The 20480-nt window shown below is 42.5% G+C and carries 17 protein-coding genes; 16 read left to right on the plus strand and 1 reads right to left on the minus strand.

The window, feature by feature from the left end; translation table 11 throughout:
• Positions 1-62 precede the first annotated feature (62 nt).
• From nifS to mnmA, 3 genes are read left to right on the plus strand one after another with little or no spacing between them, the layout of a single operon-like run.
• On the plus strand, positions 63-1244 hold the full coding sequence (nifS, locus tag WMO43_RS00990; RefSeq protein WP_291541495.1) for a cysteine desulfurase NifS: 1182 nt from the start codon (positions 63-65) through the stop codon (positions 1242-1244).
• A 14-nt stretch (positions 1245-1258) separates the two neighbouring features.
• Positions 1259-1696, plus strand: coding sequence for a Fe-S cluster assembly scaffold protein NifU (gene nifU / locus WMO43_RS00995; RefSeq protein ID WP_353529420.1), 438 nt, complete (start codon positions 1259-1261; stop codon positions 1694-1696).
• 13 nt (positions 1697-1709) lie between these two features.
• On the plus strand, positions 1710-2795 hold the full coding sequence (gene mnmA, locus WMO43_RS01000) for a tRNA 2-thiouridine(34) synthase MnmA (protein ID WP_353529421.1): 1086 nt from the start codon (positions 1710-1712) through the stop codon (positions 2793-2795).
• On the opposite strand, the gene WMO43_RS01005 is transcribed toward mnmA, so the two are convergent.
• The gene (locus WMO43_RS01005) at positions 2796-4076 is read right to left on the minus strand and encodes a nucleotidyltransferase (protein WP_353529422.1); all 1281 of its coding nucleotides are present in this window, start codon (positions 4074-4076) and stop codon (positions 2796-2798) included.
• 176 nt (positions 4077-4252) lie between these two features.
• Between WMO43_RS01005 and WMO43_RS01010 the strand changes: the two genes are divergently transcribed.
• The 13 genes from WMO43_RS01010 (at position 4253) to WMO43_RS01070 (ending at position 20466) form a co-directional block, all read left to right on the plus strand.
• Positions 4253-5446, plus strand: coding sequence for an acetate kinase (locus WMO43_RS01010; protein WP_353529423.1), 1194 nt, complete (start codon positions 4253-4255; stop codon positions 5444-5446).
• Positions 5447-5534: 88 nt separating this feature from the next.
• Positions 5535-6062, plus strand: coding sequence for a YceD family protein (locus WMO43_RS01015; RefSeq protein ID WP_177963275.1), 528 nt, complete (start codon positions 5535-5537; stop codon positions 6060-6062).
• Positions 6063-6066: 4 nt separating this feature from the next.
• On the plus strand, positions 6067-6246 hold the full coding sequence (rpmF, locus tag WMO43_RS01020) for a 50S ribosomal protein L32 (RefSeq protein ID WP_177963276.1): 180 nt from the start codon (positions 6067-6069) through the stop codon (positions 6244-6246).
• A gap of 65 nt (positions 6247-6311) precedes the next feature.
• On the plus strand, positions 6312-6947 hold the full coding sequence (locus WMO43_RS01025; protein WP_353529424.1) for a YesL family protein: 636 nt from the start codon (positions 6312-6314) through the stop codon (positions 6945-6947).
• A 95-nt stretch (positions 6948-7042) separates the two neighbouring features.
• Positions 7043-8065, plus strand: a complete 1023-nt coding sequence (gene plsX, locus WMO43_RS01030; protein ID WP_177963278.1) for a phosphate acyltransferase PlsX — start codon at positions 7043-7045, stop codon at positions 8063-8065.
• A gap of 13 nt (positions 8066-8078) precedes the next feature.
• Positions 8079-8309, plus strand: coding sequence for an acyl carrier protein (gene acpP / locus WMO43_RS01035; protein WP_177963279.1), 231 nt, complete (start codon positions 8079-8081; stop codon positions 8307-8309).
• 101 nt (positions 8310-8410) lie between these two features.
• Positions 8411-9091 carry a ribonuclease III gene (gene rnc / locus WMO43_RS01040; protein ID WP_434784158.1) on the plus strand — a complete coding sequence of 227 codons (681 nt, stop codon included), beginning with the start codon at positions 8411-8413 and terminating at the stop codon, positions 9089-9091.
• Between the two features lie 16 nt (positions 9092-9107).
• Positions 9108-12665, plus strand: a complete 3558-nt coding sequence (gene smc, locus WMO43_RS01045; RefSeq protein ID WP_353529426.1) for a chromosome segregation protein SMC — start codon at positions 9108-9110, stop codon at positions 12663-12665.
• A 277-nt stretch (positions 12666-12942) separates the two neighbouring features.
• Positions 12943-13845 carry a signal recognition particle-docking protein FtsY gene (gene ftsY, locus WMO43_RS01050; protein ID WP_353529583.1) on the plus strand — a complete coding sequence of 301 codons (903 nt, stop codon included), beginning with the start codon at positions 12943-12945 and terminating at the stop codon, positions 13843-13845.
• Positions 13846-13848: 3 nt separating this feature from the next.
• Complete coding sequence (ilvA, locus tag WMO43_RS01055) at positions 13849-15060, plus strand: threonine ammonia-lyase (RefSeq protein ID WP_353529428.1); 1212 nt, start codon at positions 13849-13851, stop codon at positions 15058-15060.
• A 196-nt stretch (positions 15061-15256) separates the two neighbouring features.
• Positions 15257-16927 carry a protein kinase domain-containing protein gene (locus WMO43_RS01060; RefSeq protein ID WP_353529430.1) on the plus strand — a complete coding sequence of 557 codons (1671 nt, stop codon included), beginning with the start codon at positions 15257-15259 and terminating at the stop codon, positions 16925-16927.
• 22 nt (positions 16928-16949) lie between these two features.
• Complete coding sequence (locus tag WMO43_RS01065) at positions 16950-18821, plus strand: leucine-rich repeat domain-containing protein (RefSeq protein WP_353529431.1); 1872 nt, start codon at positions 16950-16952, stop codon at positions 18819-18821.
• Positions 18822-18837: 16 nt separating this feature from the next.
• Positions 18838-20466: an Ig-like domain-containing protein gene (locus WMO43_RS01070; RefSeq protein ID WP_353529432.1), complete on the plus strand. Its 1629-nt coding sequence runs from the start codon at positions 18838-18840 to the stop codon at positions 20464-20466.
• Positions 20467-20480: the final 14 nt, after the last annotated feature.

The raw sequence follows: 20480 nt of genomic DNA on the forward strand, positions 1-20480 counted from the left end.
AGAACCGGAAAACGTATTATAATATACATATAAAACATATAGGAATAGTAGGAGATAAAAATATGATTTATTTGGATAATGCAGCAACAACAAAAACGCATGAAGACGTTGTCAAAGAAATGCTTCCTTATTTCACAGAGAATTATGGAAATGCATCAAGTGTATATGATTTAGGTTCTAAAAGCAAACTTGCCATTACAAAGTCCAGAGAGACGATCGCAGCAGCATTAAATGCAAAGCCGGAGGAAATTTATTTTACAGCCGGTGGTTCTGAAAGTGATAACTGGGCATTAAAGGCGACAGCAGAGGCATACAAAAACAAAGGAAAACATATTATTACGAGTAAGATTGAGCATCATGCCATCCTGCATACCTGTGAATATTTAGAGAGAGAAGGATATGAGATCACTTATTTAGATGTAGATGAGAGAGGTCTCGTTGATGTAGAGGAGTTAAAACAGGCAATCCGTCCGGATACGATCCTGATTTCCGTTATGTTTGCAAACAATGAGATCGGAACGATCGAGCCGATCGAGGAGATTGGAAGCATCGCAAAAGAATATGGGATTTTGTTCCACACAGATGCCGTACAGGCATTTGGCCAGATACCGATCAATGTGGAAAAAATGCACATTGACATGCTGAGTGCAAGCGGACATAAATTAAACGGACCAAAAGGCATTGGATTTTTATATATCAGAAAAGGTGTAAAGATCGGTTCCTTTATCCATGGTGGAGCACAGGAGCGGAAACGCCGTGCAGGAACAGAAAACGTTCCGGGAATCGTAGGACTTGGAAAAGCCGTTGAGATTGCAGTTGCCACAATGGAAGAGCGGACGAAAAAAGAGAGCGAGCTTCGTGATTATCTGATCGAACGGGTATTAAAAGAAGTACCGTATTCGAGATTAAACGGACCGCGTAAAGACCGTTTGCCGAATAATGTCAGCTTCTGCTTCCAATTCATAGAGGGCGAGTCATTGTTAATTATGTTAGATATGAAGGGGATCTGTGCATCTTCCGGATCAGCCTGTACATCAGGTTCCTTAGACCCTTCCCATGTATTGTTGGCAATCGGTCTGCCGCATGAGATCGCACATGGTTCCCTGCGACTGACCCTTGGTGCAGATACCACAAAAGAAGATATGGATACAACCATAGAAGCAATCAAAGAAATTGTACAGAAACTGCGTGATATGTCACCGCTCTATGAGGACTTCAAGAAAAAAAGTGCAGTTTCAGAATAAGGAGGATTTATTTTATGTACAGCGAAAAGGTAATGGATCATTTTCAGCATCCAAGAAACGTAGGAGAGATAGAGAACGCAAGTGGAGTTGGAACCGTAGGAAATGCAAAATGCGGGGACATCATGAGAATTTTTTTAGATATTGATGATGACGAAGTCATCCGTGACTGTAAGTTCAAAACCTTTGGCTGCGGTGCGGCGGTAGCAACCAGCAGCATGGCAACAGAGCTTGTAAAAGGTAAGACCGTACAGGAAGCGTTAGAAGTTACAAACAAAGCAGTGATGGAAGCACTTGACGGATTGCCACCGGTCAAGGTACACTGTTCTTTGTTAGCAGAGGAGGCGATCCATGCCGCACTCTGGGATTACGCAGAAAAGAATAATATAGTAATACAGGGCTTAGAGCAGCCAAAATCCGATATTTCCGAGGGCGAAGTGGAGGAGGACTACTAAGCCGGAGGAAATTATGGAGAAAAAAAAGGTAGTAGTGGGAATGTCGGGCGGTGTAGATTCATCCGTAGCGGCATATCTCTTAAAAGAACAGGGCTATGATGTCATCGGAGTTACGATGCAGATCTGGCAGGACGAGAGTACACAGATACAGGAAGAAAATGGCGGATGCTGTGGACTGAGTGCTGTGGATGATGCAAGAAGAGTAGCAGGAGAACTTGGAATTCCTTATTATGTCATGAATTTTAAGCGGGAATTCAAAGAACAGGTCATGGATTATTTTATCGGCGAATATCGTTTAGGAAGAACACCGAATCCGTGTATTGCCTGCAACCGTCATGTAAAATGGGAAGCACTGCTAAAAAGGAGTCTCGATATCGGAGCAGATTACATTGCCACCGGACATTATGCCAGAATCGAGCAGCTTGCAAATGGCAGATATGCCATCAAGAATTCCGTAACAGCAAAAAAAGACCAGACCTATGCACTGTATAATCTGACGCAGGAACAGTTGTCACATACCCTGATGCCGGTGGGAGATTATACGAAAGACGAGATACGAAGCATTGCTGAAAAGATCAATCTGCGTGTGGCAAACAAACCGGACAGTCAGGACATCTGTTTTGTACCGGATGGCGATTATGCCGGATTTATTGAACGCGAGATTGGAGACAGTGTTGCAAAAGAAGGAAACTTTGTCTTAGAAGACGGAACGGTTTTGGGAAAACATAAGGGAATTACCCACTATACCATTGGACAGAGAAAGGGCTTAAATCTTTCTATGGGAAAACCGGTTTTTGTAACGGAAATCCGTCCTGAAACGAATGAAGTGGTCATTGGAGATAATGAAGATCTTTTTGTGCGGGAAGTCTATGCAGACCGGATCAACTTTATGTCGGTACCGGATTTAAAGGAAAAACAGCATTTTAAGGCAAAAATCCGCTATGCACATCAGGGAGCACCGGCACTGATCGAGCAGATTGACGATGATCTGATCCGATGCACGTTTGAAGAACCGCAAAGAGCCATGACTCCGGGACAGGCTTTAGTATTTTATGATGGAGAATATGTTGCGGGCGGTGGTACGATCATCAAAAGATGATCATACCCGCAGAAATTTTCGTTTATATTCGTTTGGAATCGCAAAACCGCTCTTTTGTACGGCAGCCATACGATAGAGTTCAGAAGCAAGCACATCTTTTTTCAAAAGAGCTTGGGCTGCTTCATCTAACTGCTGTTTTTTGTCCAAAGGAGAGGTGAGAAGCGGAATCGTGGAATGTTGTTTCAGTTCCTTTAAAAGAGGAGCAGCATCCTCGCGAAAACCAAGTATTTTTCCATATGGTACATAATCAAGATTACGGTAAAAGCCGTAATCTTTTTCTTTTATATCTAAAAGAATGTGAGTAAGAAGCCTGCTCAGACGGGTGTAGGTTACTTCTTTGGTCTTTAGATCATCCAGAAAATCCACAACGGATGAAAAATGTTCCCGCTGTCGCAGAATCCGGTTAGAAAGCTCCAAAGAGCCGTCTGCATAGTCGGTAAATGAGTCGTGAGTAACCAGACAATAGCCTAGCATAGCGGCAAAATCCTCTTCAAACATCAGCGGATGTGCGTTCAATGCTTCGCATAAGGTCAAAAAGGCACTTTTTGGCATCCACGCATCTAAGGCAGAAAGGTCACTGTAAAGGTCGGCCAGTCCGTTCAGATAAGAACGGATTCCGGTCGCAGACGCAAAAGAAGTATCTAAGTTATTGGCGTGATAACCGCTTCCGATACGGGCAATGGGAACCGGGCGGATCTGACTGTTCCGGCGAAAAAGAGCTTTGCAGTATTCCAGTCCTAAGATATTATTCGGCGAAGCTAAGATCGTTTCTGCTAATTCGGGTGTAACCGAAGCTAAGACAGAAGGGTCACCGGATAAAGGGGCAGACAGGGAAGTCTGTACGGCAAAGGCTCTTGCGGCAGGATAACTCATTCCTTTTTTTAAGGCATCATTCAAAGCAGAGCGATATGCGGAAGTTTCTTCGGCTAAAAAACGTGCTAAGGACAGCAGGGCAGCCTGATCCGGCGTTTCACAGCCAAAGCAGACAGCGGAAGTTACCCCGATGCGGTCTAAAAGGGCAATGCCTGCCCCGGCAAAATATTCCGCACTTGCCGTAGACCAGAGGACCGGAAGTTCTAATACCAGATCCGCTCCGTTTTCTAATGCCATTTTGGCTCTGGTATATTTGTCGATCAAAGCGGGGGCACCCCGCTGTACAAAATCCCCGCTCATGACCACGATAAGATAGTCGGCATTTGTATCATTTCTTGCTTTTTCTAACTGATAAAGATGTCCGTTGTGGAACGGATTGTATTCTGCAATAATACCTGTAACATTCATTTTTTCGTACACTCCCTGTTTATTGATGGCTTTGGATGAGAATGGCTCAATTATAGCATGCCCGTTTTTTATCAGCAAGACTCCGGCAGGGGGACTTGTATAAAAAAGAGAAAACGATTATAATAAATATACTTTACTGTTTAAAATCAGGAAAAAAGAAGAAGTGAGGAAAAGAAATGAATATATTGGTCATCAACTGCGGAAGCAGTTCTTTAAAATTTCAGCTGATCGATTCTGCAAGTGAGGAAGTGCTTGCAAAAGGTCTGTGCGAGAGAATCGGAATTGATGGAAGACTGGTTTATCAGTCCGAAGGAAATGAAAAAGAGATTACAAAAGAGCATATGCCAACACATACAGAAGCTGTCAAACTGGTGTTAGAGGCACTGGTAAATCCAAAGACAGGCGCCATTTCATCTTTAGATGAGATCGGAGCTGTCGGTCATCGTATCGTTCATGGTGGAGAGGCATTCACAGAATCTACATTGATCACGGATGAAGTGATCGCAGCAGTAGAGCGTGTCAGTGAATTAGCACCTTTACACAATCCGGCAAATCTGATCGGTATTGAAGCCTGTCAGAAGCTGATGCCGGGTGTTCCGATGGCAGCAGTATTTGATACGGCATTTCATCAGACGATGCCTGCTGAGGCGTATATGTATGGTATTCCTTATAAGTACTACTCACAGTTCAAAGTTCGTAAATACGGTTTCCACGGAACCAGCCACAGCTATGTATCCAAGCATGCTGCAGATATGTTAGGACAGCCATACGAATCCTTAAAGACGATCGTCTGTCATTTAGGAAACGGTGCATCTGTCTGTGCAGTAAAAAATGGAAAATCTGTAGATACTTCCATGGGTCTGACACCGTTAGAGGGACTTGTTATGGGAACGAGAAGTGGTGACATCGATCCATCCGTCATTGAGTATATTGCAGAAAAAGAGAATTTTGAGATGGAACACATCATGGATGTTTTAAATAAAAAATCCGGTGTTTATGGTATCTCCGGTGTATCCAGTGATTTCCGTGACATTGAGGCAGCAGCAGAAGCAGGCGATGAAAGAGCAGCACTCGCACAGGATGTATTCTGCTACCGCGTGGTAAAATATATCGGTGCCTATGCAGCCGCTATGAACGGAGTGGATGCAATCTGCTTTACCGCAGGCTTAGGAGAGAATTCCGGTGAGACCCGTAAGAAGATCTGCGATTATTTAGGATACCTTGGCGTAGAGTTAGATGAAGAAGCAAATAAGAGACGTGGAGAGGATTTAGTGATCTCTACAGAAAGCTCTAAAGTCAAGGTTCTGATGGTGCCGACAAACGAAGAACTTGCCATTGCAAGAGAGACAGCGGCACTGGTTCAGAAATAGCTCAAAAATATAGCTGAAATAAGGCAAAATCTGTTGACAAATATCCGGTGGATATGTATAATTGTTTAGGTGTGAATAGGAGAAGAAGATGAAAGTTGATTTGACAGATATCAAAGCTTTGGAAAACAGGGAAGTAGAAAAAAGAGTTCCCGTGGACCTCGTCACATTCGACTCGAAGCTGGGTAAATTTCCTATTACAAAAAAGGAAGATGTGGCACTCCATATCAGGAACGAAGAGAATAAGCGGCTGTTTGTTCAGGGTACGACAGAGCTGACCATTGAGATTCCTTGTGACCGTTGTCTGGAGGAAGTTCCGACAACATTCCATATAGACATCAATAAGGAGATCCCATTAGAGGAGACTCCGGATGTGGATGAGGAAAAGCTGGAAGCGAAGGACTACATGCTTGGATTTCATCTTGATTTAGATAGAATCATTTATGATGAAGTTTTGGTTAACTGGCCCATGAAAGTATTATGTAAAGAGGATTGTGCAGGCATTTGTAAGAAGTGCGGCAAGAATCTGAATCATGGTACCTGTGACTGTGAAAAGACAGAACCAGATCCAAGAATGGCAGTTATCCAAGATGTATTTAAGAATTTTAAGGAGGTGTAACCAAATGTCAATTTGTCCAAAGAACAAATCCTCTAAGGGTAGAAGAGATAAAAGAAGAGCAAACTGGAAAATGACTGCTCCGACTTTAGTAAAATGCAGTAAATGCGGAGAGTTAATGATGCCTCACAGAGTTTGCAAAAGCTGTGGCTCATATAACAAGAGAGAAATCGTTGCACAGGATTAATCTGTCATGGTTGAGGAGTGTTTGAAAGAACACTCCTTTTTTCTATTTTTTCAGGAGGGAAAGCTGTGAACACAGAACATGATAATACGCTGCTTTCTATATTAGGAAAAATCACAGACAGTCTGTTGCTCTGTCTGCTGTATCTGCTCAGTTGTCTGCCAATCATTACGATCGGAGCGGCAACGACAGCACTTTATTATACCACGCACAAAGTACTCCGCTGTGACAGGAGTTATCTTTGGAAAGAATATAAGCGGGCATGGAAAGAGAATTTTAAACAGGCAACCATCTGCTGGCTTATCTTTGCCGGGATCGGTGCTTTGCTTGGATTTGACATCTATGTGATGTATGGAATCTTTCGTGCCGGAAGTCCATACGGAAGTGCCTATGTATTTTTTGCGGTACTGCTGATGGCGGAAATTTTGTGGATGGTATATACCTTTGCATACATTGCAAGATTTCAGAATAGTACAAAGGAAGTGTTAAGAAACAGTGCGATCATGACGGTCATCCACATTCCAAAGAGCCTTGCACTTTTAGCCGTGTTAGGAGTAGGTGCCTTTTTGGTATGGCTGATACCGCCGCTGTTTTTGATCATTCCGGTGTTGTGTGCATGGTTTGCAGAGGTAATCTTAGAGAGTGTCTTTGTGAATTATATCAAGGAAGAGGACAGGGAAGACGGGAAAGAAGATTTTTCGTAAAAGGCAATTTTTAGAAACAACCGTTTTTTGTGGTTGATTTATAGAAACAGATATAGTATATTTTCTTATAGACATGCGAATAAGGAGGTATTCCTATGCAGGAAGAGGTACGGGTTGTACTGGATGCAATGGGAGGAGACCATGCACCGGAAGAGATGATCAAGGGTGCAGTGGAAGCAGTAAACGAAAAAAATAACATCCATGTTCTTTTGGTCGGACAGGAAGATGTCATATCCGAGGAACTGGAAAAATATACCTATCCTAAGGAAAGAATGGAGATTGTCCATGCATCCGAAGTGATAGAGACCGCAGAGCCGCCAGTCATGGCGATCCGCAAGAAAAAGGATTCCTCCATTGTGGTAGGAATGAATATGGTAAAGAACGGTGAGGCAGATGCTTTTGTGTCAGCAGGAAGTTCAGGAGCCATTCTTGTAGGTGGACAGGTTATCGTAGGCAGGATTAAAGGAATTGAAAGACCACCGTTGGCACCGCTGATCCCAACGGAACAGGGAGTATCCCTTTTAGTCGATTGTGGTGCGAATGTGGATGCGAGACCGAGCCATTTAGTACAGTTTGCAAAGATGGGTTCTATTTATATGGAACATGTCATGGGCATCAAAAAGCCGAGAGTTGCGATCGTCAACATCGGAGCAGAGGAAGAAAAAGGAAATGCACTGGTAAAAGAGACATTTCCACTGTTAAAAGAATGTGAAGATATTAACTTTGTTGGAAGCATTGAGGCGAGAGAGATTCCGCACGGATATGCAGATGTCATTGTGTGTGAAGCATTTACCGGAAATGTGATCTTAAAACTCTATGAAGGCGTGGCATCGACATTAATGAGTGCCGTAAAGCAGGGCATGATGTCATCGTTAAAGAGCAAGATCGGAGCATTGATGGTAAAGCCGGCGTTGAAGAGCACGCTGAAACAGTTTGATACCGCACAGTACGGTGGAGCACCGCTGTTAGGCTTAAACGGTCTGGTCGTTAAGACACATGGAAGCTCTAAGGCGGCAGAGATTAAAAATACCATTTTGCAGTGTGCCGTATTCCAGGAACAGGACATCAATCAGAAAATAAAAACTTATATTGTACAAAAACAGGAAGAACAGGAATAAGGAGGAAATCGATATGGAATTTGAAAAAATTAAAGCGATTATCGCAGAAGTATTAAACGTTGATGAAAATGAGATTACAATGGAAACAACATTTACCGATGACTTAGGAGCAGATTCCTTAGATGTATTCCAGATCATCATGGGATTAGAGGAAGAATTTGATATTGAGATCGCCAACGAAGATGCAGAAAAAATTGTGACAGTCGGTGATGCCGTAGAGCAGATTAAGAATGCTTTAGCATAACAGAACAAGGAAATGAGTAGTGAGAAGCCCTTTCTTTTTCAGAGGGCTTTTCGTTATATATGGAAAGAGGAGAAAGAATTTTGTACCAGAATCAGAAAAAAATGGAAGAGTTTCAACAGGTGATCGGATATCAGTTTCAGAATAAGAATCTGCTGCGTCAGGCATTGACACACAGTTCTTATGCAAATGAGAAGCATATGCACAGACTTTCCGATAATGAGAGACTGGAGTTTTTAGGTGATGCAGTCCTTGAGATCATCTCCAGTGAGTATTTATTTAACACATATCAGGACAAGCCGGAAGGAGATCTGACAAAATTGCGTGCAAGCATTGTCTGTGAACCGACACTGGCACTCTGCACCAAGGAAATGGATCTTGGAAAGTATCTCTATTTGGGAAAAGGAGAGGATATGACAGGCGGAAGAAGTCGTAAATCCATTCTTTCCGATGCGCTCGAGGCTGTGATAGGTGCCATTTATTTAGATGGTGGTTTTGCTAGTGCAAAAGAGTTTATTTTACGTTTTATCTTAACGGATATCGAGCACAAACAGCTCTTTTATGATAGCAAAACTATCCTGCAGGAGATTGTACAGGCATCCCATAAGGAAGAACTGGGATATCGTCTGGTAAAAGAGGAAGGACCGGACCACAACAAACACTTTGTGGCAGAGGCATATGTCGGCGACCGGGTCATCGGACAGGGCGAAGGCAGGACCAAAAAGGGAGCAGAGCAGGAAGCCGCGTACCGCGGAATACTGAAACTGCGTGAAGAACAATCGTAAGCAGTGAGGGAACAGGATGTATTTAAAAAGTATCGAAGTACACGGTTTTAAGGCTTTTGCGAATAAAATCGTATTTGATTTTCACAACGGGATCACAGGGATCGTAGGACCAAACGGAAGCGGAAAAAGTAATGTTGCAGATGCAGTGCGCTGGGTACTTGGGGAACAGAGTGCAAAGCAGCTTCGTGGTGCGAGTATGCAAGATGTCATTTTTGCGGGAACGGAGAATCGGAAACCGTTGAGTTATGCTTATGTTGCAATTACATTGGATAATTCAGATCATAAGCTGCCGGTGGACTATGAGGAAGTGACCATTGCAAGAAGAGTCTATCGTTCCGGTGAGAGCGAATACCTGATGAACGGAAGTCCGTGCCGGTTAAAAGATGTCAATGAACTCTTTTATGATACGGGAATCGGAAAAGAGGGTTATTCCATTATCGGTCAGGGACAGATTGACCGTATTTTAAGTGGAAAACCGGAGGAACGACGGGAGCTTTTTGATGAAGCGGCAGGTATTGTAAAATACAAACGCAGAAAAGTGACGGCTCAGAAAAAATTAGAGCATGAGAGAGAAAATCTTGTGCGTGTCAATGACATTCTTTCAGAGTTAGAGCGTCAGTTAGCACCGTTAGAGCGTCAGTCCGAAAAAGCACATTTATATTTAAAAAAGAAAGAGGAACTGAAAGAATACGATGTCAATATGTTCCTCTTAGAAGTAGAGCGGATCGAACAGCTTTTAGATGAGGCAGGAAAGAACTTTGAAATTGCAAGTGAGCATCTTACGGAAACCAAAGAACAGCATGAGAAGATGAAAAGTGAGTATGCGGCAATGGAAGAGGCAATGACGCAGATGGATGAAAAGATCAGCAATCTGAAGGATTCCATTGCAGGCACAGATGTGACCAAAGGAAAATTAGAAGGTCAGATCAATGTCTTAAAAGAACAGATCCATACGGCACAGCTTACCAAAGAGCATTTAGGGGAACGGATCGCTTCCATTGAGGCACAGCAGGAAGAACGCAGGCAACAGGGGAGCACTTATGATGCACAGCGTCAGGAATATGAGACGCAGCTTGCAGCGATTGAAAAGACCAGGGAACAGGCACAGGAAAAATTACAGTCGATTCAGGCAGAGATTACTCGTTGTAAGGAAGGCATTGAAGAGGGGAAAAATGAGATCATTGAGCTGTTAAACCGGAAAGCATCCGTAAAGGCAGGACAGCAGCGTTACGATACGATGCTAGAACAGATCCAGATCCGAAAATCCCAGTTGAATCAAAGACTTTTACAGCGTAAGACCGAGGAAAGCGGTTTAGTGGAAGCCCTGCAAAAGAGCGAACAGGAACTTGCCGATATAGAGGCTAAGATCATAAAAGGCAAAGAAAACGAAGCGAAGATGCAGGCGCAGAAGGAAGAGTGGCGGCAAAAGACACAGGAGAATGTTAAGAAGTTAGAACAGGCGAACATTCATTATAACAAAATGCAGTCACGTTTAGAGTCGCTGAAAAATATCGCAGAACGCTATGAGGGTTATGGCAACAGCATCCGTCGTATCATGGAAAAAAAGGAGACGGAGTCCGGCATCCATGGGGTGGTAGCAGACCTGATCCAGGTGAAAAAGCAGTATGAAACGGCGATCGAGACAGCCCTAAGCAGTAATGTGCAAAACATTGTCACGGAAGATGAAGAGACCGCAAAGCAGATGATCCGGTATTTAAAGGAAAACCGCTATGGCCGTGCGACGTTTTTACCGTTGACCAGTGTGGGAAAAAAAGAACCGCGCAGAAATCATGAGGCAGAGCAGGAAAAAGGTGTTATCGGCTATGCCGACCATTTGGTATCAAATGATAAGAAATATGACGGGATCATGGCTTATCTGTTAGGAAGAGTGCTTGTCATTGATACGATCGACCATGCAGTTGTGATCGCAAAAAAATACCACTATTCCCTTCATATGGTAACTTTAGAAGGGGAATATTTAAGTCCGGGCGGCTCGATGAGCGGTGGTGCGTTTAAAAACAGCAGTAATCTGCTTGGAAGAAAAAGAGAAATAGAAGAACTCGAAAAAAATATTGCCACGCAGAAAAAAGAAATTGAAGAATTAAAACAGCGCAATCTGGATATCCGTACCGCAAAAGATTTACTGACCGAGGATTTAGAACAACTTCGTGGAGACCTGCAAAAAGCATTGATCTTAAAGAATACGGCACAGATGAATGTCAGTCGTGCCAAGGAACAAAAGGAAGAGAGTGAGAGCGTATTTTCCGGATTGCAGGCAGAGAGTGTCCAGATCGAGCAGCAGATAGCAGAGATCCATGAAAAGAAGGAACAGATCGCACAGCAGATCGAGCAGGCAGCCACTCGTGAAAAAGAGATCGAGCAGGCAAATGCGGCCTTCCGGGAAATCTTAGATGAGCAGATCTATGTAGAAGAGGGTGCGGCAAAAAATGTTTCGGAGATACAGTTAGAAGAAGCGAATATCCGACAGAAAACAGAGTTTGCGATCGAGAATTTAGAACGTATCCAAAGAGAGGCGGAGCGGTTTGCCGAAGAGATCGAAAAAGTAAAAGCAGATGCAGAACTTTCCGAAGAGGATGCGAAGAAAAAACAGGCAGACATTGAAGAGATTGAAAAGACGATCTTAGCTTCTGATGATACCTATGCATCATTAGTGAAGGAATTAAAGGAATCCCAGCAGCAAAAGGAAGAGATGAACACGGAGTACAAGGGCTTCTTTGAAAAACGCGAGGAAGTCAGCCGTCAGATGAATGAGTTAGACAAAGAAATCTTCCGTTTGAACCAGCAGAGGGAAAAATTAGAAGAGGCGTTAGAATCCCAACAGAATTATATGTGGGAAGAATACGAACTGACCTTTAACAATGCCAAGGCGCTGCGAAATGAGGAATACGACAATCTGACCGAGATGAAGAAATCCATCACACAGATCAAAGAGGATATCCGAAAATTAGGGGATGTCAATGTCAATGCTATTGAGGAATATAAAGAGATATCCGAGCGTTACGGATTTTTAAAAGGACAGCATGATGATCTGATCGAAGCAGAGCAGACTTTATTAGGGATCATTGAGGATTTAGATACCGGCATGAAACGGCAGTTTGCAGAGAAGTTTGCAGATATCCAAAGAGAGTTTGACAAGGCATTTAAAGAACTCTTTGGTGGTGGAAAGGGAACACTTGAATTAGTGGAGGAAGAAGAACTTTTAGAGAGTGGCATCCGTATCATTGCACAGCCGCCGGGCAAAAAACTGCAGAATATGATGCAGCTTTCCGGAGGAGAGAAATCCTTAACGGCAATTGCACTGTTATTCGCAATTCAGAACCTGAAACCATCCCCATTTTGTCTCTTAGACGAGATTGAGGCGGCATTGGATGATAATAACGTGGCACGTTTTGCAAAGTATTTACATAAACTGACGAAAAACACACAGTTTATCATCATTACGCATCGACGGGGAACGATGGCAGCAGCAGACAGACTCTATGGTATTACCATGCAGGAAAAGGGAGTCTCCACGCTGGTATCCGTCAATCTGATAGAAAAAGAACTTGATTAAAGGAGGAAAGAGTATGAAGTGGGGCTTTAAAATGTCAAAGGAAAAAGAAGAGCAGACACCGGAAGCAGTCGCAGAAGAAGTGACGGAAGAGGCAGAATCTATCGAAGAAGAAGCGAAAGAAAGCTTTGAAGCAGAGCCTATGGAAGATACATCCGAAGAAAGCTCTGAAACAGAGCCTACAGAAGATACATCCGAACAAAATTCTGAAACAGAGTCCAGCGAAAATGAATCCGAGGAAAATTCCGAAACAGAAAAGAAACAGGGATTTTTCAGCCGTCTGGTGGCTGGACTTACAAAGACCAGAGACAGCTTTGTGTCAGGAATTGATTCCATTTTCAGTGGCTTTTCTTCCATAGATGATGATTTTTATGAAGAAATCGAAGAAATCCTGATCATGGGAGATATCGGTGTACGCGCGACACAGGAGATTCTGGAGAATTTGCAGCAAAAGGTAAAGGAAAATCATATTAAGCAGCCGGAAGAATGTAAGGAGTTACTGATCCAGAGCATTAAGGAGCAGATGGAGGTCGGAGAGACTGCATACCGCTTTGAACATGAGAAATCCGTCGTACTGGTAGTCGGAGTCAATGGTGTCGGAAAGACAACTTCTGTCGGAAAACTGGCAGGCAAGCTCAAGGCACAGGGAAGAAAAGTGGTGCTTGCAGCAGCCGATACATTCCGTGCAGCAGCAGGAGCACAGTTAGAAGAATGGGCGCACCGTGCAGGCGTTGATATGATCGGCGGCCAGGAGGGAGCAGATCCGGCAGCGGTCGTATATGATGCAGTAGCGGCAGCCAAAGCGAGAAAGGCAGATGTCCTTCTTTGTGATACCGCAGGACGACTTCACAATAAGAAGAACCTGATGGAAGAATTAAAGAAAATCAACCGTATTATTGATAAAGAATACCCGGATGCATTCCGTGAAACTTTAGTGGTCCTGGATGGAACTACTGGTCAGAATGCACTGGCACAGGCAAAGCAGTTTATGGAAGTTGCGGATATTACCGGAATCATTTTAACGAAGATGGATGGAACCGCAAAAGGTGGAATTGCCGTAGCGATCCAGTCAGAACTTGGTATACCGGTGAAGTATATCGGAGTTGGTGAGACGATTGATGATTTACAAAAATTTGATTCAGAGCAGTTTGTGGATGCATTATTTTCCACAAGAGAGGAGTAAGACATGCTGACATTGGAGAAATTTGAAGAGGCAAGTGAGAAAGTCAAAGAGGTTACCTTAGAGACAAAATTAATCTACAGTGATTTTTTAAGTGAACAGACAGGAAACAAGGTCTATCTGAAACCGGAGAATATGCAGTTTACCGGGGCATATAAGGTCAGAGGAGCATATTATAAGATCAGTACCCTGTCCGATGAGGAGAGGGAAAAAGGACTGATCACGGCATCGGCAGGAAACCATGCGCAGGGAGTTGCCTATGCAGCAAAATGCTACGGGGTCAAAGCTACGATCGTCATGCCGACTACCACACCGCTGATCAAAGTAAACCGTACTAAGAGCTATGGAGCGGAAGTGGTATTATATGGAGATGTTTATGACGAAGCCTGTGCAAAGGCATATGAATTGGCGGAAGAAAAAGGATATACCTTTATCCATCCGTTTGATGATTTAGCAGTCGCTACCGGTCAGGGCAGCATTGCCATGGAGATTTTTAAGGAACTTCCGTTAGTAGAATATATCTTAGTTCCGATCGGCGGAGGCGGACTGGCTACCGGCGTTTCCACACTTGCAAAACTTTTGAATCCTAAGATCAAGGTTATCGGCGTAGAGCCGGCAGGTGCAAGCTGTATGCAGGCATCCTTAAAAGCAGGAAAAGTAACTACACTTCCGAATGTGAATACCATTGCGGATGGTACAGCCGTAAAGACACCGGGAGAAAAGATTTTCCCATATATCCAGAAAAATTTAGATGATATCATTACCGTAGATGATGATGAACTAGTGGTTGCATTTTTAGATATGGTGGAAAATCACAAGATGGTAATTGAAAATTCCGGTCTGCTGACCGTAGCAGCCTTAAAGCATCTGAATGTGAAAGAAAAACGAGTGGTTTCGATCCTGAGTGGCGGTAACATGGATGTGATCACCATGTCCTCCGTGGTTCAGCAGGGACTGATCTTCCGTGATCGTATCTTTACGGTATCGGTGCTGTTGCCGGATAAACCGGGCGAACTGTCAAGGGTGGCAGATACCATTGCAAAAGAGCAGGGCAATGTTATTAAATTAGAGCATAACCAGTTTGTTTCTATTAATAGAAGTGCAGCCGTAGAGCTTCGGATCACGTTAGAGGCATTTGGAACAGAACATAAGAAACAGATCATGAAGGCATTAGAAAAGAACGGATATAAGCCAAAGCTGGTAAGGACAAATCTTTAAATAAATATGAAGTGAGAATAGGAAGCAGCAGAAATGGGATCAAAAAGGCGTTACATAAAGTAGCGTCTTTTTATACATATAGGCAATAGTGTACAGAAATTAGACAAAAAATCACTAAAATAATTGAAATATAGGAAAAGTGGGAGTATATTAAATAAGTATCAGGTACAAACGAAAGACAAGAGGAAGTTATGAAATGTTATATGAAATAGGAGATAAAGTTTTGGATGAGTGGGTCATCACCAGAACGATCGGAGAGGGAAGTTATGGAAAAGTAGTGGAGATCGAACGAAATGAGTTCGGTTTGTCTATGAAATCAGCTCTAAAGATTATATCTATCCCCGGAAATAACAGCGAATTAAGAGCCGTTATGGGAGAGGGAATCGATAACAAAAGTATCACATCTTATTTCTATGGATTCGTAGAAGAAATTATCAAAGAGATTGCAATTATGTCCGAACTCAAAGGGCATACCAATATTGTTACCTATGAAGATCATCGTGTCATACCACATGAGGATCATATCGGATGGGATATTCTTATCAGGATGGAATTACTGACATCTCTTTTAGATTATTCGGAGGAACATGAAATTACAGAACAGACGGTGATCAAATTAGGAACCGATATTTTGACGGCATTAGAAGTGTGTCAGAAGTATCATGTTGTGCATCGTGATATTAAACCGGAAAATATTTTTGTTTCAGCAACCGGAGATTTTAAACTGGGAGATTTCGGAATCGCAAGAACCATTGAAAAGACAACGTTTGGAATGTCAAAAAAAGGGACTTATCCTTATATGGCACCGGAGATTTATCAGGGCAAAGAAAGCGATATCTTAGTAGATATGTATTCTTTAGGACTGGTCATGTATCGGATGCTAAATGACAACCGTTTACCGTTTTTCCCGGAATATCCGAAAAAGGTAACTTATGTAGACAGAGAAAATGCGTTGTATCGCCGGATACAGGGAGAGACATTTCCGAAACCCCGTCATGGAGGCAAAGAACTTGGAAATATTGTGATGAAGTCCTGTCAGTATCAAAAAGAAGACAGATATGGCAGTATTCTTCAAATGAAAGAAGCATTAGAGTGTTTAAATGGCAATACCAGTAAGAATCTGAATCGAATATATGGAATGACAGATGCTAAAAAAAGACAGGTCCGACAACGGGAGGAAGGTACCGTAGGTCTTTTTGAGCAGAATTTTGAAAAAAGAAAGCAACAGGAAGAGAGGAGGGATATTACAGAACCGGTCACCCAAAAAGAACAGGTGCAGACTCCAAAGAAAAAGAATCGGGCGTTGCTATATGCTCTGATCGCTGTCTTAGCAGTAGGATTTTTAGGTGTGATGGCAGCAGTATTTATCAAAATAAAGAGTATTGTTCCAGTGAACAATACAGAAAAAGAACAGATACAGACAGAGGAAAGCAACGATAAAAAGGCAGATTCTAAGAAACAACAGAAAAAGAAAGAGAAAAAGACAGAGAATACGAAAGAGGATACAACAGAACAGAAACAGGAAGAGGATACGGAAGATAGCAAACAGGAGAATGTGGATGATAGCAGTGCTGAAATAGAACAGGAAGTGCCAAAAACAAAGGCACAGGATAAAACATCAGGTACATCGACGGCACAGGAGCCGGAGACATCGCAGACACCGTCACAGGAAGTTCCACAGACATCAGAACCGTCACAGACACCGGAAACACCACAGGCAGTGGAGACACCGCAGGCATCCGAGCCACAGCAAGCGACGGAAGCACCGCAGACATCACAGGAACCTGAACAGAAAGAGAATAACATGTTGATCGATGGGGCAGATAGTGAGAAAAAACCGGAAATCAATATTGATGGAGCTGAGTGATGATAAAAACAGGGAGGAAGCAATGAAAAAGATACAGAGGAGTATAATTTTTGTAATAGGAATTTTACTATGGGTTATGCAGGGACAGTCCGTATTTGCAGCAGGCAGTACAGAACTGTTGAGCGGCACAATTGCAAATACAACGATCAGTTATCGGCTGACAGAGGATGGAACACTGACAATTTACAGCGATAATATTGAAGAAATGCCGAATTATACCGTAAACAGTACGGTGCCATGGGCAGCACAGAAAGATAAGATTAAAAAAGTACAGATCAACTCTTATTTGAAAAATATTGGAGATTATGCATTTTACGGATGTGATTCTTTAGAGAGTGTTGTGATACAGGATTCAAAACTGACAGAAATCGGAATTGCGGCATTTAAGAATTGTAAAAATTTAAAGACGATCAATATTCCGGAAACAGTAAAGGCAATCGGTACCATGGGCTTTGCAAACTGTAACAGTCTGCAAAGTACAAAGAAGAGTCCGGTAGTTATCCCAAAGGGCAATACAGAGATCATGGACTTTGCATTTGCAGGATGCAAATCCATGCAGTATATCAAGATTCCGGCGAGCGTGGAGATGATCGGGAATTGTGCTTTTTTTGAATGTGATTTTTTATCTGAGATAGAGATTGAAGAGGGACAGTTACAAGAGATTGGAGATTATGCGTTTACAGATTGTGAGATGGAGAGTATTGTAATTCCATCAAAGACAGGAAAGATCGGAGAATATGCATTTTCTGATTGTAAGCGGCTTGAAAAAATATGGTTCCTATATGCGAACGGAACAGATACACAGGAAATTGCAGGGAATATGCTGCAGGGAAGTTCACATGTCAATGCCCTATATTTGTATAGCGGAAAGAGTTATGAAAGCTGGGCAAAAAACAATGGTTTTTCTGACAAACTTATCTATATCCACAATATGTCCAGTGATAACAGCAATTACAAGGTATATTTAGGTGGAGTTCCATATGGACAGTACAGTGCCGTATACAATGGACAGCAGATTAAGCCGGCAGTGAAATTATATTATAGTGGAAAAGAGGTCAGTGCAGAAGATTATTCTGTTACTTACAGTAATAATGTTAATGCCGGAGATCAGGCAACAGTACAAATTGTTGGGAAAAATGCCTACTATGGAAAAATGAGTCTGAAATTTACCATAAAGCAATATCCTTTAACGTCAAATTGCGAAATAAGCGATGTACAGAATCAGTCCTACACCGGATATGCGATCACACCGAAGATCAGTGTTATGTGTGGAAACTATACATTAAAAGAAAATACGGATTATACCGTGGACTATAGCAATAATAAAGAAGCAGGAGATCAGACGGCTGTCATTACGGTAAAAGGAAAAGGCAACTATACAGGAGTATTACAAAAGAAATTTTCGATTGTAAAAAAATCCATAGCGGGTGCTAAGATCCAGATTCATGATAAAAGCATCTATAAAAAAGGGAAAAGAATCAAGCCAAGAGTGACGGTTACTTACCAGAATCAAACCTTACTGGCAGGCAGGGATTATAAACTGAGTTATTCTAACAATAAAAAAGTATCGAAAAAGGCAGTCGTAAAAATCCAGGGAATCGGGATGTACAGTGGAACGCTGCAAAAGAAATTTACAATCTATCCACCAAAAGCAAATCTGGTTGTAACGAAAAAGAGTATAAAGGTAAAGAATTGGGAGAAAGATAAAGGATTTACAATTCTATACAAATATAAAGTGGATAAGGGAAAGTACTGTAAAAAACCAGTCAATGGAAACGGACTGGCAAAGGCTTTAAAAAAACATAAAGGACATAAGATCACCATCAAGGCAGCATTAAAGTGCAATGGAATCACGGGAGCTTATTCCCAGGGGAAAAAGTTGAAATTGAAATAAAGGGGGAGAGTGAAGCATGAAGAAAAGAGCAGTCATCTGGAGCAGTTTTATGGTAATTATGCTGTTTGGTGTCTTTACGATGTTTGTAAAGGCACAGACAACAACAACCTATTATCTGAATAACAGGAACGAATTATTTCAGGGGGCACCGGCAAACAGTAACTGTAGTGAAATAGCAGCCTGTATCAAGACAACGACAGGGATTACAGGCAGTAATATCAGTTATAATGCAAGCAAAGATCAGGTAACGGTCAATGGCCTGAATGCAAAAGAATTAAGAATCTATGCATCGAAATTTTATCTTGCCGGAAGTGAAAGTAAGGCAGATAAATTAGTATTGAATATGAGAACCGATGTGGATGGAGCAGGTGGAGTAGCATTTTTAGTACCGGCCAATGGCTTAAAGTGTAAATACAGTTGGAAGTTAGCTTCGAATATGGAATATAAGAATAACAGATTAATGAAAAATGCATTGCAGATTTCAGCAAGTTCCGCAACAATCTATGCAGCAGGTACCGGAAATACGACACAGTTAAAAGCGCAGACAATTGGAAATTCCACACAGGTTGTATGGAAGAGCAGCAATACAAATATTGCAACTGTCAGCAACACAGGGCTTGTAACAGGAAAGTCGAAAGGACAGGTTCAGATTACGGCAACAGCGAATGGAACGACCTGTATCTGTAATGTAAATGTGATCGCACCAAGGGTAACGGTTTCTATGTCTAATGCATCGATTTATGCAGCGGGAAGCAGGAGCTCGTTTACGTTGACGGCAACTGTGAATGGAACAAATAAGGATGCGGTAACCTGGTCGAGCAGTAATACGGGAGTAGCGAGAGTCACAAACGGTGTTGTGCAGGGAACCGGGGCAGGAAATGCAACGATCACAGCAAGTTTTGCCGGAAGTAAGGCAACCTGTAGTGTAAACGTTATGAGACAGACCATTTCGATGTCAGGCGGAAATCCGATTTATGCCAAAGGAACCGGAAGCAGTACACAACTGACGGCAACCGTCAATGGAACCGTTGGAAATGATGCAGTGGCATGGACTTCCGGTAATACGAATATTGCAAAAGTCAGTGGTGGAAAAGTTACAGGTGTTGGAGCCGGAACGGTAACGATTACGGCAACGTCAAATGGTGTCAGCACATCTAAGAGTATCCAGGTAAAGGAGCCGACGATCAAACTGGATCGGGAAACTGCAAATATTTATCCTCCTGCAACAAAAACCGTTACATTTACGGTCACTGTGAATGGAGTGCAGGGAAACAGTGGTGTAACCTGGAGATCCGGAAATACAAAGGTAGCAACCGTAAGTAATGGAAAGGTCACTGCAGTAGGTAAGGGAACGGCAACGATCACAGCTAAGGCAAATGGAAAATTAGCAAAGGCAAAAGTTACGGTAAAAGACCCATATGCAAATGTGAGTCCAACGTCCGGTACGATAAAGGTAGGAAAAACTTTACAGCTTACAACGAATTATGCACCGGCATCAACCGGCACACCAAGTTACTCAAGCAGTAATAAAAAGGTAGCAACCGTAGATTCCAAAGGTGTAGTAAAAGGAGTAAAAGCAGGAACGGCAACGATCACAGTCAAGGTCAATGGTGTTACTGCAAAAGCTGAAATTACTGTAAAGTAAGTGAAAGTGGGAGA

The organism is Maccoyibacter intestinihominis, from assembly GCF_040096355.1.
Lineage (GTDB): Bacteria > Bacillota > Clostridia > Lachnospirales > Lachnospiraceae > Maccoyibacter > Maccoyibacter intestinihominis.